This window comes from Actinoplanes sp. NPDC051513, assembly GCF_044454685.1.
Classification (GTDB): Bacteria; Actinomycetota; Actinomycetes; order Mycobacteriales; family Micromonosporaceae; genus Actinoplanes.
Genome location: NZ_JBITDW010000007.1, coordinates 388520 through 401841, shown reverse-complemented (window position 1 = coordinate 401841; position 13322 = coordinate 388520). Strand labels below are relative to the sequence as shown.

The window sequence follows — 13322 nt, the reverse complement described above, 5'->3', positions numbered from 1 at the left end:
GCCTAGTATCTCTCGGGTAAGTACTGCACTTCAAGGTGCCCACTATCTATTGGGAAGTGAGCGCTGAGCTGCGGCGTTAGTCTCTCCTGACAGAGTTGAAACTCAAAGGAGACACCATGACCATCGTCGTCACCGGCGCCACCGGGCACCTCGGCCGCCTCGCCATCGAGTCCTTGCTGGCCAAGGGCGTCCCGGCCGGCGAGATCGTCGGCCTCGGCCGCCAGGTCGAGAAGATCGCCGACCTCGGGATCACCGTGAAGCAGGTCTCCTACGACGACGTCGACTCGCTCACCGACGCGTTCCGGGGCGCCGACAAGGTGCTGTTCATCTCGGGCAGCGAGGTCGGCAAGCGCATCCAGCAGCACACCAACGTCGTCACCGCCGCCAAGAGCGCCGGCGTGGGCCTGGTCGTCTACACCAGCGCGCCCAAGGCCGACACCACCGACATGAAGCTGGCCGGCGAGCACCTGTTCACCGAGCGGCTGCTGGCCGATTCGGGCCTGCCGCACACGATCCTGCGCAACAGCTGGTACATCGAGAACTACAACGTCCCGCAGGCGCTCGAGCACGGCCTGTTCGGCGCGTCCGGCACCGGCAAGATCTCCGCTTCGCCGCGGGCCGACTACGCGGAGGCGGCGGCGTCCGTCCTGGTGGGCGAGGGTCACGCCGGCAAGGTGTACGAGCTGGGCGGCGAGCCGTTCACGATGGACGAGCTGGCGGCCGAGATCTCCCGGCAGTCCGGCAAGGCGGTCACCTACATCGATCTGCCCGAAGCGAAGTACACCGAGCTGCTGGTCGGGGTGGGTCTCCCGCAGGCCGCCGCCGAGATCTTCGCGGACTCGGACCGGGCCGCGTCGCAGGGCGCGCTGTTCGTGCCGCGCGACCAGTTGGAGTCGCTGCTCGGCCACCCGGTTACGCCGCTCGCCACCTCGATCGGGGCCGCACTCGCCTGAGCATGCGCGCGACGCCGGCCCGGGCCGCCAGGGGGATGGGCGGCGGCGGGTCGGCGTCGCGGGTTCGGGAGGATCAGTAGCCGGGGGGCGGGGGCGGGGGTCCGTCGTCACGACGCGTCTCGCGGTACTCGGCCGCGTAGCTCGGGCCCGCGACCGGCGTCTGGGACTGCCGGGTCACCACGGTCCGGCGACGACTGTTCCAGTACCAGAGCGTGACGATCAGCCCGACCAGGCCGGCGGCCATGAGGATCCAGCCGATGACGTTGATGTCGAGTCCACTGATGTCCGCGTTGACGGCGAACGCCAGGATCGCCCCCACCGCCAGCAGGAAGATACTTCCGCCGATGCCCATCGCCGGGCCTCCTTTGATCCTTACCGGGGTCAATGCCTCGGTGTGGGGTTACCCAGGCGGTCCGATCCGTAATCAGGCAAGCTGTTTCCATGACCGTTCGGACGCTCGTACTTCTCCGCCACGCCAAGGCCGAGCCCCCCGGCGACCACCCCGATTTCGACCGCCGGCTCACCACCCGCGGCGAGAACGACGCGGACGCGGCCGGCGCCTGGCTGGCCGACGAGCGCATCCACCCCGACCTGGTCCTCTGCTCATCCGCGGCGCGCACCCGGCAGACCTGGCAGGGCGTTTCGATCGCACTGGCCCAGGCCGGGCAGGCCGGCGTCAGCCCCGAGGTGCGTTACGAGAAGAGCCTGTACGGGGGCGGCCGTACCGAGGTCTTCGACCTGCTCCGCACGGTCCCCGACACGGTCCACACGGTGCTGGTGGTCGGCCACAACCCGACCGTGTCCGAAGTGTCCATCATGCTCATCCCCGACGAGCAGTGGGACGGCCAGGAGGTCGAGCTGCGCACCGCCGGCCTGGCGGTGCACCGCACCGAGAACGGCTGGGACACAACCGAGCCCGGTTCGATGCGCCTGGTCGAGCGACACACGGCCCGGGGTTGAACAGAGACGAGGGCGGCCCTGGCGGGGGCGGCCCTCGTGGTCTGCGTCAGATCAGAACACTTCCTCGGGAAGGTCCATGATGTCCAGAGTGGTGTTCTCGATGATGCGGCGGTCGGCGCCGACCCGCGGCAGCACCTCGCGGGTGAAGAAGCGCGCCGCCGCGACCTTGCCCTCGTAGAAGTGCTTGTCGGCCTCGGAGACCTCGCGGCCGAGCGCCTTCAGCGCGACCTCTGCCTGGCGTAGCAGCAGCCAGGCGAGCACGACGTCGCCGAGCGCGAGCAGGACGCGGCGGGAGCTGAGGCCCACCTTGTACAGCTCGCGGGTCTCGCCGCCCTGGACCGCGCCCAGCCAGCCCATGGTCACGCCGAGGATCTGCTGGACCTCGCCGAGCGCCTTGCCGAGCGCGAGCCGCTCCTCCTTGAGCCGGCCGTTGCCGGCCTCGCTCTCGACGAAGCCCTGCATCTCGGTGGCGAGGGCGGCGAGCGCGCGGCCCTGGTCCTTCACGATCTTGCGGAAGATCAGGTCGAGGCTCTGGATCGCGGTGGTGCCCTCGTACAGGGTGTCGATCTTCGCGTCGCGGACGTATTGCTCGAGCGGGTAGTCCTGCAGGAAGCCGGAGCCGCCGAACGTCTGCAGCGCCTCGTGCCCCAGCAGCTCGTACGCGCGCTCGGAGCCCACCCCCTTGACCAGCGGAAGCAGTAGGTCGTTGACCTTGGCGGCGGCCTTGGCCGCCTTCTCGTCGCCGGCGGCCTGCGCGATGGCGATCTTGTCCTGCCAGGTAGCGGTGTAGATGACCAGCGCGCGCAACGCCTCGGTGTACGACTTCTGCAGCATCAGCGAGCGGCGTACGTCGGGGTGGTGGGTGATCGTGACGCGAGGCGCGGCCTTGTCGTCGTTCTGCACCAGGTCGGCGCCCTGGACGCGGTTCTTGGCGTACTCGAGCGCGTTCAGGTAACCGGTGGACAGGGTGGCGATCGCCTTCGTGCCGACCATCATCCGGGCGTACTCAATGATCATGAACATCTGCCGGATGCCCTGGTGCACGTCGCCCAGCAGCCAGCCCTTGGCCGGGGTCCCGTGCTCGCCGAAGGTCAGCTCGCACGTGTTGGAGACCTTGAGGCCCATCTTGTGCTCGACGTTCGTGGCGTAGACGCCGTTGCGCTCGCCCAGCTCGCCGCTCTCGGCGTCGAAGTGGTACTTCGGCACGATGAACAGCGACAGGCCCTTGGTGCCCGGGCCGCCCACGCCGTCGACGCCGACCGGCCGGGCCAGCACGTAGTGGATGATGTTGTCGCTCATGTCGTGCTCGCCGGACGTGATGAACCGCTTCACGCCCTCGATGTGCCACGAGCCGTCCGGCTGCGGGATCGCCCGCGCGCGGCCGGCGCCGACATCCGAGCCCGCGTCCGGCTCGGTGAGCACCATGGTCGAGCCCCACTGCTTCTCGACGAAGAGCTTGGCCCACTTCTTCTGCTCGGGAGTGCCCTCGGTGTGCACGACGTGCGCGAAGGACGGGCCCGAGGAGTACATCCAGACGGGGGCGTTCGCGCCCAGCACGTTCTCGGCCAGCGCCCACCACAGGGCCCGCGGCGCCAGCGTGCCGCCGAGCTCGGAGGGCAGGTCGAGGCGCCAGAACTCGGAGGCCATCCAGGTCGCGAACGACTTCTTGAACGACTCGGGCAAGGGCGCGGTGTGCGTGGCCGGGTCGAAGACCGGCGGATTGCGGTCGGCATCGGTGTAGCTCGCCGCAAGATCCTCGGTCGCGAGGCGGTTGACCTCGGCGAGGACGTCGCGCGCGGCGTCGACGTCGATCTCATCGTACGGCGCCTGGCCGAACGCACGATCAGCCTCGAAGACCTCGAACAGGTTGAACTGGAGGTCTCGAAGGTTGCTCTTGTAGTGAGTCATACAGCTGGCCCCGCTTCCGAACGACGCGAGTGAAACGCGAGTTACCCGTCAGTAACTCCCACTGTATTACCCATCGGTAGGAGCCGACAAGACACAAGGGGTTCTGTCACGAACCGGCGGATCGGCGGTCGGCGGACAGCCGTTCGGCCAATAACAGTCGACGACCGTCACACCGACGTATCGAGCGGTCTCGTCGCTCGTTGCTTCCGATAGAGGTTCTCTCTTTGTCGGATCCAAGGGGGCGCACCGTGTTCGGCACTATCAAAAATCTGATTCCCGAGCCTCGCCAGGCCCACCAGCCGCGCAACTACACCGGGAAACACCGCCAGGCCGACGAGGTACCGCCGGTCTCGCCGGCCCCTTCCGAGGAGCCCGAGAAGGCCGACTCCGCCGCCTAGCTCCCGGGCCGCTCAGCTCCCGGCCGCGCCGACTTCCCAGCTCGGCATGGGCACGGTCGGCCCCTCGCCGGGCCCCGTGTATTCCAGAAGCACCAGCGCGATGTCGTCCTCGAGACGGCCGCGCACCCAATCGACCAGCGCGGTCTCCAGCGAAGCCAGGCCGTCGCCCACCGTGCCGTGCCCGAGCAGCCGCCACGCTCGGTCCGCGGTCGGGAAGAACTCGCCGTCCCGGCGCGCCTCGCCCAGCCCGTCGGTGAACAGCAGCAGCCGATCCCCCGGCTCCAGACGCTCCACCCGCGCCTTGACCTCCGGCATGAAGCCCAGCGGGGGCGCCGGCGCCGCCGGCTCCAGCGGAATCACCTGACCACGACGCAGCAGCAGCGGCGCCGGATGTCCACAGTTGACGATCGTGAGCGTCCCGCCCCGCTCCTCGACCAGCGCGGCGGTCACGAAGTCTTCGTCGCCGACGCTGCGAGCCACCGCCCGGTCGAGATCGGCGGCCACCGCCTTGAGATCGGCCCGCTCGTAGGCGACGTGCCGATAGGACCCGAGCACGATGCTCGCGAGGCGAACCGCATCCAGTCCCTTCCCCCGCACGTCACCGATGATGATGCGTACGCCGTAGGGCGTGTCCAGAGCCTCGTACAGGTCGCCGCCGATGTCCGCGGCCGCGGTCGCCGAGATGTAGCGGCCGGCGACGGCGAGCGAACCCACCTGCGGCCCGATCGGACGGAGCACCGCCTGCTGGGCCACCGCCGCGAGCCGCTGGAGCTCCGCTATCCGGTCGGCCTGCCGCTGCCGGATCGTCGCCCCCGCCGCCGCGATGCCGGTGGCCACGATGACGCCGACGATGTTGACCACGCCGGACATGCCCTGCGCGGTGTCGACCCCGACGAAGACCATCCCCACGATGATGGCGAGCGCTCCCGCCACCAGCACGGTCTGCCAGAAGGCGAAGATCGCGGCGAGGAACGGGACGGCGGCGAGCAGCCCGACGAAATGCGCGTGCGGACCGTCGGCGAGTTCCACGGCGGACACGACCGCGAGCAGCACGAGGGCCGCGCCGAGACCGGCGCGGGATCCAGGGCTGAGCGGGCGGCGGCGGCCCGGTGTAAGAGTCGGCATGGTTACGCGGAACAGCATGCCCGATCAGGGCGAGTCACTGCATCAACTTGACCCCTAGTCTGACTCGGTTCTAACCACCCGTTTCATCGCAGGGGGTCGGTCGGCCCGGCCATGGTGACAGGATGTCCGCGTGGCAGTCGATCTTCGTGATCTCCTCCGGTCCCGCTTCCGATGGACCGATCCCGGCGACGGCAGCGGCTACGTGGTCAGCGACCGCTCCGGCTGGTGGCGGGATCCTCTGATCATTTCCGGTCTCGGGGACGCGCTGGCCGCCCTGTTCCGCACCGCTTCCCCGACGGTGGTCGTTTCGCCGGAGGTCACCGGGTTTCTGGTGGGCCCCCTGGTGGCGCGGGCTTTGGGGGCCGGATTCGTGGAGGCCTATCGCGCCGGGGCACGGCGTCCCATCGCGGAGCCGATGATCTGGGCAACGGTTCCCAGTGATCACCGAGGAGATCAACAACAGTTGGGCGTACGGGCAGGGCTGGCCGGCCCGGACGACCGCGTGCTGGTGGTGGACGACTGGGCGGCCACGGGCGCCCAGTGCCGGGCATTGCGCAGCCTGTTCCCCGGCAACTACGTCGGCACCGCCGTGATCGTCGACGAATGTTCGCCCGATGTTTCCGCCGAGCTGAACATTCGCGGACTCCTCAGCGGTCAGGACTTGCCGTAGTCCTTCAACGCGCCCACGGTCGGGCTCCAGCCGCGCGCCTCATACTCGGCGACACCACGCAACACGTACGGGTCATGCGAGATCACCTCGCGCGCCGCTGCCTCGTCGGCCACGTCGAGCAGCACCATGCCGCCCACCGGCGGTTCCTGCCGCCCGGCCGCGACCAGCGTGCCCTGCGCGAACAGGCCCTCCAAAAAGGCCAGATGCTCATCGCGGACCTTCGCGACCTCGTCGAGCGGGACCAGATAAGTCGAGATCATCAAGTACACGGTGACGTTCCTCTCCCGGCGGTTGATCGCTCCCGATCGTACGATCCGAGGTGTGGACGACTTCGGGCGCTACGGAATCTGGATCTCCCGCAAGCACTGGCCGGACGACGCCGGGCAGACCGCCGGCGCCGCCCAGGAACTGGAGGCTCTCGGCTTCGCCTCGGTCTGGATAGGCGGGAGCCCGCCCGACGACCTGCTGCTGCCCGAGGCCCTGCTGGCGGCCACGTCCCGCTTGGTCGTCGGCACCAGCATCGTCGACATCTGGCGCAGCGATGGCCCCCGCCTGGCGGCGTCCCATGCCCGCATCCAGGGCCAGTTCCCCGGCCGCTTCTACCTGGGGGTCGGCTCGGGCCATGCCCCCACCGCCGAGGCGCTGGGCCTGCTGTACGAGAAGCCGCTGACCCGTCTCCGCACGTTCCTGACGGAGAAGCTCCGCGAGGTCCCGCCCACCGAGCGCTTGATCGCCGCGCTCGGCCCGAGGACCCTCGCCGCCGCCCGCGACCTGACGGCCGGCGCCCTGCCCTACCTGATGCCGCCCGCGCACACGACCGAGGCCCGCTCGATTCTCGGCCCCGACCGCCTGCTGATCCCCGAGCAGAAGGTCTTCCTGGGCATCGATCGCGCCCAGGCCCACGAGGTGGCCCGCCGCATGGCCCGCACCTACCTGGCGATGCCCAACTACACGAACGCCCTGCGCCGCTTCGACCTGACCGACGCCGACCTGTCCGACGAAGGCAGCGACCGTTTCCTCGACCAGGCCGTGATCTGGGGCGATGACGACACGATCCGGGCCGGCATCAACGCCCACCTGGAGGCGGGCGCCGACCAGGTGGCCATCCAGATCCTTCCGGCCGACCCCACCGACCATCTCCCCCGAGACGAATGGCGCCGCCTGGCCAAGCTGCTGAAACCCTGATCGACCGGTACGGCCGCTCCGCCATCACGTCGTCGTGGCCTCCACCGACCGGCCCATACCCGGGCAAGACTCGGAAAAGTTACATTTTTGGAGTGCTCTTTCAGATCACCACACGGCCGGACGCCCGCCAGGTTGCCTCCGCGGTTCGCCGCGGGTTGCGACCGTTGCTGCTGACGGCACGCGGGCTCGGCTGGGCCGCGATCGCCCTGGCGCTGATCCTCGAGGTGGCCACCGACGGCGGTCCCTACCTGACGCTGCTCCTGACCGGCGCCCTCATCGCGGTAGGCATCCCGATGTTCCTGGTCAACACGGGGACCCGCGACGCATTGCGCGACAGCGACCTCACCACCTACGAGATCAGCGACGGCGGCGTGGCCAGCTCGAGCCTGGCGGCCCGCCACGCCTACGCCTGGAACGCCTTCCGTTCCGTCGAGGAGGCCCCCGGCCAGCTGATCTTCGGCCGCAGCCGCACCCGATTCCTCCCCGTGCCGACGGCCGGCCTGACCCGCGCCCAGATCGACCAGGTCCTGGGCGCCGCCGCCGGCCACGGCGTGCAGGTGCGCCGCGCCTAGATCTTCAACGCCGCCCGCGTCCGCCGGCCTATGAACGGCTGCGTCAGGCGGTCGGCCAGGTGCGGAAGTTCTGCGCCGAACGGCTCGGCGTGGGGCCGCGTTGTCCCTGGTAGCGGGAGCCGTAGACCGCCGAGCCGTACGGATGCTCGGCCGGGCTCGACAGCCGGAAGATGCAGAGCTGCCCGATCTTCATGCCCGGCCACAGCTTGATCGGCAAGTTGGCCACATTGGACAGCTCGAGCGTCACATGCCCCGAGAAGCCCGGGTCGATGAAGCCGGCCGTCGAGTGCGTCAGCAACCCCAGCCGCCCGAGGCTGCTCTTGCCCTCGAGCCGCCCCGCGAGCTGCTCGCCCAGCGTGATCACCTCGAGCGTGGAGGCGAGCACGAACTCACCCGGGTGCAATACGAACGCCTCGCCCGGGGCCACCTCGACCTGCGCGGTCAGGTCGTCCTGCTGTTCGGCCGGGTCGATGTGGGTGTAGAGGTGGTTGTTGAACACCCGGAAGAACCTGTCCAGCCGCACGTCGATGCTGGACGGTTGCATCAGCGCCGGCTCGAACGGCTCGAGGGCGAGATCGCCTGACTTGATCTCGCTGACGAGGTCGCGGTCGGAGAGCAGCATCGCAACACCATACCGAGCTGCACTTTCGGCGTGTTTTCCTGGGCGTGTCGAACATATGTTCGATAGAATCACGTCATGGCTTCCTGGTCCGATTTCGCCGCCGCCGACCCGTCGCTGGCAACAGCCATCCGCGCCCTGTTCGAGCAGTACGGCCCCGGCATGGCCTACCTGGCCACAGTCCGCCCCGACGGCGGCCCCCGGGTCCACCCCGTGTCCCCCGTCATCACCGACGAGGGCCTCTACTGCTTCATCGTCGCGTCCCCCAAACGGCGCGACCTGGCCCGCGACGGCCGCTACGCCCTGCACTCCTTTCCCCCGGAAGAGAGCGACGACGAGGCATTCCTCACGGGCCGAGCCACCCGAGTCCACGACCCGGTCGTGATCGCCACCTTGTCCGAGGCCTGGCGGGCATCGCCGGCGGTCGACTGGCACCTCTACGAGCTCCAGATCGATACAGCGACCCTCCGCCGCCACGGCCCCACGGGCGCCCTCCCCCTGGCGGCAAGCCCGACGGTCCACCCCATGTCCCGCACCTGGCAAGCCGAGTTATCCCGCCCCCTCGCCATAGCGAGTTAGCGGCGGGCCGCTCCCGCCGCGGCTGTCACGAATCAGGTACAGTGATGCCCGCTGCGGGTGTAGTTCAATGGCAGAACATCAGCTTCCCAAGCTGACAGTGCGGGTTCGATTCCCGTCACCCGCTCAGTGGCAGGGGCCCTGTGTCCGCGGAAAGCGCGGGCCGGGGCCTCTTCGCGTGCCAGCCTGGGGGGCGACCCCCAAACCCCCACGGTGCGGTGGTCGCTCCGCGGGAGTCGGGAACGGTCGTGTTCGGATCGGGCCTGGCTTTAGGCGGGCCTCGCGATCAACGCGCCGCTACTCGACGCTAGCGGCGCGGAGTAGCGGGATCGTGATCGTTCGTCGTGATCGGGCGCCACAGCCCCGGCAGTAGCCGCTTGGCCTCCGCGACGAAAGAAGCCCGGTTGTCGCTGCTGGTAAATCGGAAGGTCACCTCGACGGCGGGGGCTCGAGCCTGAGCTGAACCGCGAGTCCCAGCCGGTGCATCCGTCGGACGGGCATCCGATGGGTTCAGGGGCGAGCGCGAAGTTCCGCGACGCTGATCGCCAAACCTGAACGTTCCAGCCGGTCCAGGACGTCGTCGATGCTGCCTGGTGGGTTCTTCCACGAGTCGGCGATCTGTTGCACTGACGCGTAGATCGCGCTTCGGTCGAGGCTTATCTGGTCGCGCACGAACTCGTCGGGAGATTTCGGATCAACGTCCCACTTGCGCAACTCGTCGGCTGGGAAGTCACGGAGATTTGCGGTGACGATCACCTGGGCTCGCGCCTTGATGGCCGCAGCGAGCACATGCCGGTCGTTCGGGTCCGGCAGCTTGAGCGAGTCGACCAGCGCCTCGTGACCGCTGACCTTCCAGTCACGAACAGCCGTCGCCATGAGGGCTCGGGTCCGCTCCAGCTTGCGGAAGTCGAGGTCAGGGCGCTGCCGACGCAAAGCGTGGAACATCTCGTCGAGAATGTCTTCGGTCCACTTGGCCTGCACGAGCCCGGACTGCGCAATGCGGATGAGCAGGTCCCTTAGCGTGCTCGGATACAGCACGCTGGCGTCGTAGACCACGACAAAGGGCATACCGCTAACTCAGATCCATGTCCTGGGCCAGCTGAGCGAGTTCGTCCGCCGCGGCTCGGCGCCGTGCGTCGTCGCGGATTCTGTAGGCGAGGACTGAGCCGGCCAGCACGCGGCGGTGGGTGCCGACTCTGCGGAACTCGATCTCGCCGGCCTCCAGCAGGCCGATCAGGTACGGCCGAGACACGTTAAGCAGGTCGGCGGCCTGCTGGGTGGTGAGCTCCGCGTGCTCGGGCACCACCGAGACGCTGTGCCCGTTGGCCATGTGCGCCAGGATCCGGGCCAGCAGCTCGACCGCTCCACGCGGAACGGCAAGCTCGGCGCCGTCTTCGTCGTCGATCACGCGGACAGTCGCCGGACCGGACGGGTGGCTGCGGAGGTATTGCTGGACGCGGGGCAGCGCCTCGGCCGCCACCGCTACCGACTCCTCGTCGGGGCTCACCGAACTCAACGCCGCCGCAGACATCTCCACCTCCCCAAGGTAAACGAATTATCCGCAACAAGCGCAATCAACGCAACAGCGTTGCCCTAGTCGCCGATCGTGAGGAAGACGTTGTCGATCTCGCCGGCGTACTGGTCGTTGCCCTGGGCTGGGCCCTTCCCGCCGACGCGCAGCGGCTCGGCGTTGGCGATCGACAACCGCGGGGGCACGCGCACCCACGCCCGCGACACCCCGTCCACGATCGCGGTCAGGCGGTTGTTGGAGCGGGAACACGTCAAGTCGTGCCAGCGGCCGTCGGCCACATCCACCCAGGGCTCGGCGCGATAGATGCCGCCCGTACGGCCGGTGATCACGCAGCTGGGGTGCCCCAGCCGATGGTCCACCTGGAGCTTGAACTGGCTCACCCCGCCGACCGAATAGCCCTTCTGCACGACATTCGCCCCGTCGGACAGGTCGCCGTGGGTCATCAGCACCGACGCGCCGTACTGCAAGGTCCGCGTGCCGGGGTTGAGCTCGTCGTCGCGGAGACCCTCGAGGATTGCCCGCGGGCAGTCGATCTCGCGGGCGAGGGTGCATCGGTCCGGGTAGGCGACGGCAAGACCAAGACCCTGGGGTACGAGCCGGAGCGCGCCCCCGTTCTGTGCGAGCGGCCGCAGCTGGTGGCCGCCCGCCAGGTCGGTGATCGGCTCCCGCACCCCACCGTCGAATGTGTAACGCAGGCTGACCGGGGCCGATCCGACGCCGACCCGGCCGGCAGGTAGGGCCGCCCGCAGGTCCGAGGAGGGCAGGACACCGTCGGCCGGTGGCGTGATGGCCGACGCGCGGGAAGGGACGAGCCCGGCGATGAGGAGAAGCACTCCCGTGAGGGCGAGACGCCGCCTGTGACGAGACATGCGGCAATTGTCCGGATTACCCAGCGAAGAGGCCAATCCAAACCGGGCCCGCCCGCAAATGCATCGGAAAGCACCCGAAAGTGGGACCCCGGCGTGCGAGGGCCGGGGTCCCAACGATCAATGACGACGAGAGAAGATCAACCGGTCGGGAGTGCAGACGAGCTTCCCGTCCACGGCCCGGCAAACTCCCTGATACCCGTGCGTGTACAGCGGCGCCCCGAGCCACTGGTACCCGACCGACGACGAGCTCCGCGGCGTATAGGCCACAAAGTTGGCCGCGTCATCGGTGCTCCCCGACCCGTCGTACCGGGCCACCGCCGGATACGGATAAACCGGCCGGGTCCGCGTGACGACCCCGGCGTCCACCTTGGACGCGATGATCCGGTACGGCGCCACCCCGTGCTCGACCCAGTTCATCACCGGCGTGAGCACGTCGAACGTGCTGGGCCCGACCCCGCCCCCGCAATGCGCCATCCCCGGGAAGAGATACAGCCGCGCGAAGCTGTCCACCGCGCGCGACCCCATCGTCGACTTCATGGCGTCGTAGTAGTTCAGCGTCGCCTGCGGCGAGATGTGCTGGTCGGACCAGCCGTGCCAGAGAATCAGCTTCCCGCCGCCCCGCTGGAACCGGGTGAGGTCCGGATCGGTCGCCGACAGATACAGCGACGTCTGCACGGTCTTCCAAAACGATGCCTTGGTGAACTTCAGGTCCGTCAAGGAGTAAGAGGGAGCGGCCACGTTGAAGTAGGCGAGATATCGCAGGAACGACAGCGCGATGTTCTCGCTGAACGTCGTCTGGCCCTGCGCGGCCGGCACGAACAGCGTCCAGTCGAGCTCCGACCCCCACTCGTGCGAGATCGGCTGCTCGAGCCGGTTCCCGAAGGCGTCCGTGGCGCCGTCGTGCAGCTTGCGCACGACCGTCGCTTGCGCTCGGGTGAGACAAGACGCCGAAGACCAGCAAACCAGCGTGTACGGGTCGAAGCGGCAATTTCGCGGATCGTCGAGAACCCCGTCCACCACCCCGTCGAGCCCATCGCAGGCGGCCAGCACCGCGGCGTGGATCACCGGCAGCTTGTCTGCGAGCAGGATGTAGTTGCCCGCCGAGTCCTTGTTGGCCAGCACGTTCCACGCGTGGTGGAAGGTGTTCTGCACGACGATGTTGCTGGCCGGCGCGCCCGCCGCGATCCCGTCGAAGTCGTCCGGGTACCGCTGCGCCTCCATCACGGCCTCGCGCCCGCCGTCGGAGCACCCGTCGAAGTAGCTGTACGCGGCCGATCGGCCGTAGAACCGCTTGATGATCTCCTTGGCGACCACCGCGGTCACATGCACCCCGCGGTACGCGAAGTCGATCTGCGCCTGCGGGTTCCCGGCGGCCCACGACCCGTCGTTCTGCCCCTGATGGCCCATGTCGGTGGTGGCGCTGGCGATCGTCCCGTCGACGATCGGCCGGCACGTCGCGGCCTGCGTGTAGTTGATGTTCGAGCTGCCGCAGAGCCCGCCGCACCCGGTCTGCAGGTAGCGCTGCGTCCACCCCTGGGTGGGCAGCCGCATGACGATCGTGTTGGCCGGCGCGATGGTCCCGGTCACCGCGCAGTACGGCGCCGGCGCCCCCGCGCTGGTGGTCGTCGCCGACGTGATCGTGACGCCGGGCAGGTGGATCCCGGTCACGTCGGCGCACTGCATCACCGGTTTGACGGCGCGCAGTTCGTGGGAGGAAGACGACGTTGCCGAGGCGTGAGCCGGAGCCGGCAAGAGAAGGAGGGCGGCCACGGCCGCCGCGAGTCTCAGCATGTGCGATCTCCTACGTCGGAGGGTGACATCGTCCGAGCTGGATTGGGCCACACGTTAAACCTCGACACATCTTGGAAACAAGATGGCAGCCAATATTGTCAACAATCAACGAACTGCGGGGTGGCGACGGCGGGACGAAGACCAGGGGGCCGGAAACCTGTCGGC

At 68.8% G+C, this 13322-nt stretch carries 16 protein-coding genes and 1 tRNA gene; 8 read left to right on the top strand and 9 right to left on the bottom strand.

What is annotated here, in order from left to right; translation table 11 throughout:
* Positions 1 to 116: 116 nt before the first annotated feature.
* Positions 117 to 953: an SDR family oxidoreductase gene (locus tag ACIA5D_RS24895; RefSeq protein ID WP_396032546.1), complete on the top strand. Its 837-nt coding sequence runs from the start codon at positions 117 to 119 to the stop codon at positions 951 to 953.
* 73 nt (positions 954 to 1026) lie between these two features.
* Here the strand turns inward: ACIA5D_RS24895 and ACIA5D_RS24890 are convergent, their stop codons facing one another.
* Positions 1027 to 1305 carry a DUF6458 family protein gene (locus tag ACIA5D_RS24890; protein ID WP_396032545.1) on the bottom strand — a complete coding sequence of 93 codons (279 nt, stop codon included), beginning with the start codon at positions 1303 to 1305 and terminating at the stop codon, positions 1027 to 1029.
* 89 nt (positions 1306 to 1394) lie between these two features.
* On the opposite strand from ACIA5D_RS24890, the gene ACIA5D_RS24885 reads away from it, so the two are divergent.
* On the top strand, positions 1395 to 1913 hold the full coding sequence (locus tag ACIA5D_RS24885; protein WP_396032544.1) for a SixA phosphatase family protein: 519 nt from the start codon (positions 1395 to 1397) through the stop codon (positions 1911 to 1913).
* A gap of 51 nt (positions 1914 to 1964) precedes the next feature.
* Here the strand turns inward: ACIA5D_RS24885 and ACIA5D_RS24880 are convergent, their stop codons facing one another.
* A complete protein-coding gene (locus tag ACIA5D_RS24880) occupies positions 1965 to 3821 on the bottom strand; it encodes an acyl-CoA dehydrogenase (RefSeq protein ID WP_396032543.1) in 1857 nt (618 codons plus the stop codon).
* Positions 3822 to 4069: 248 nt separating this feature from the next.
* Between ACIA5D_RS24880 and ACIA5D_RS24875 the strand changes: the two genes are divergently transcribed.
* The gene (locus ACIA5D_RS24875; protein ID WP_396032542.1) at positions 4070 to 4219 is read left to right on the top strand and encodes a hypothetical protein; all 150 of its coding nucleotides are present in this window, start codon (positions 4070 to 4072) and stop codon (positions 4217 to 4219) included.
* A gap of 12 nt (positions 4220 to 4231) precedes the next feature.
* On the opposite strand, the gene ACIA5D_RS24870 is transcribed toward ACIA5D_RS24875, so the two are convergent.
* Complete coding sequence (locus ACIA5D_RS24870) at positions 4232 to 5362, bottom strand: PP2C family protein-serine/threonine phosphatase (RefSeq protein ID WP_396032541.1); 1131 nt, start codon at positions 5360 to 5362, stop codon at positions 4232 to 4234.
* Between the two features lie 112 nt (positions 5363 to 5474).
* Here ACIA5D_RS24870 and ACIA5D_RS24865 point away from each other — a divergent pair, with 112 nt between their 5' ends.
* Positions 5475 to 6014, top strand: a complete 540-nt coding sequence (locus ACIA5D_RS24865) for a phosphoribosyltransferase (RefSeq protein WP_396032540.1) — start codon at positions 5475 to 5477, stop codon at positions 6012 to 6014.
* On the opposite strand, the gene ACIA5D_RS24860 is transcribed toward ACIA5D_RS24865, so the two are convergent.
* Positions 5999 to 6274, bottom strand: a complete 276-nt coding sequence (locus tag ACIA5D_RS24860; protein WP_396032539.1) for a YciI family protein — start codon at positions 6272 to 6274, stop codon at positions 5999 to 6001. The genes ACIA5D_RS24865 and ACIA5D_RS24860 overlap by 16 nt on opposite strands.
* Positions 6275 to 6335: 61 nt before the next feature.
* Between ACIA5D_RS24860 and ACIA5D_RS24855 the strand changes: the two genes are divergently transcribed.
* A complete protein-coding gene (locus ACIA5D_RS24855) occupies positions 6336 to 7199 on the top strand; it encodes a TIGR03620 family F420-dependent LLM class oxidoreductase (RefSeq protein WP_396032538.1) in 864 nt (287 codons plus the stop codon).
* A 92-nt stretch (positions 7200 to 7291) separates the two neighbouring features.
* The gene (locus ACIA5D_RS24850; protein WP_396032537.1) at positions 7292 to 7771 is read left to right on the top strand and encodes a YcxB family protein; all 480 of its coding nucleotides are present in this window, start codon (positions 7292 to 7294) and stop codon (positions 7769 to 7771) included.
* 43 nt (positions 7772 to 7814) lie between these two features.
* Here ACIA5D_RS24850 and dcd read toward each other — a convergent pair whose 3' ends face one another.
* Positions 7815 to 8393, bottom strand: coding sequence for a dCTP deaminase (gene dcd, locus ACIA5D_RS24845; protein WP_396032536.1), 579 nt, complete (start codon positions 8391 to 8393; stop codon positions 7815 to 7817).
* Between the two features lie 75 nt (positions 8394 to 8468).
* Here dcd and ACIA5D_RS24840 point away from each other — a divergent pair, with 75 nt between their 5' ends.
* Both ACIA5D_RS24840 and ACIA5D_RS24835 read left to right on the top strand, forming a co-directional pair.
* Positions 8469 to 8969 carry a pyridoxamine 5'-phosphate oxidase family protein gene (locus ACIA5D_RS24840; protein WP_396032535.1) on the top strand — a complete coding sequence of 167 codons (501 nt, stop codon included), beginning with the start codon at positions 8469 to 8471 and terminating at the stop codon, positions 8967 to 8969.
* Positions 8970 to 9022: 53 nt separating this feature from the next.
* Positions 9023 to 9093 (top strand) — tRNA-Gly (locus tag ACIA5D_RS24835).
* A 383-nt stretch (positions 9094 to 9476) separates the two neighbouring features.
* On the opposite strand, the gene ACIA5D_RS24830 is transcribed toward ACIA5D_RS24835, so the two are convergent.
* From ACIA5D_RS24830 to ACIA5D_RS24815, 4 genes are all read right to left on the bottom strand, one after another.
* Positions 9477 to 10022, bottom strand: coding sequence for a PIN domain-containing protein (locus ACIA5D_RS24830; RefSeq protein ID WP_396032534.1), 546 nt, complete (start codon positions 10020 to 10022; stop codon positions 9477 to 9479).
* Positions 10023 to 10038: 16 nt separating this feature from the next.
* Positions 10039 to 10497 carry an excisionase family DNA-binding protein gene (locus tag ACIA5D_RS24825; RefSeq protein ID WP_396032636.1) on the bottom strand — a complete coding sequence of 153 codons (459 nt, stop codon included), beginning with the start codon at positions 10495 to 10497 and terminating at the stop codon, positions 10039 to 10041.
* A gap of 62 nt (positions 10498 to 10559) precedes the next feature.
* On the bottom strand, positions 10560 to 11366 hold the full coding sequence (locus ACIA5D_RS24820) for a LamG-like jellyroll fold domain-containing protein (RefSeq protein ID WP_396032533.1): 807 nt from the start codon (positions 11364 to 11366) through the stop codon (positions 10560 to 10562).
* A 117-nt stretch (positions 11367 to 11483) separates the two neighbouring features.
* Complete coding sequence (locus tag ACIA5D_RS24815; protein ID WP_396032532.1) at positions 11484 to 13157, bottom strand: tannase/feruloyl esterase family alpha/beta hydrolase; 1674 nt, start codon at positions 13155 to 13157, stop codon at positions 11484 to 11486.
* Positions 13158 to 13322 lie beyond the last annotated feature (165 nt).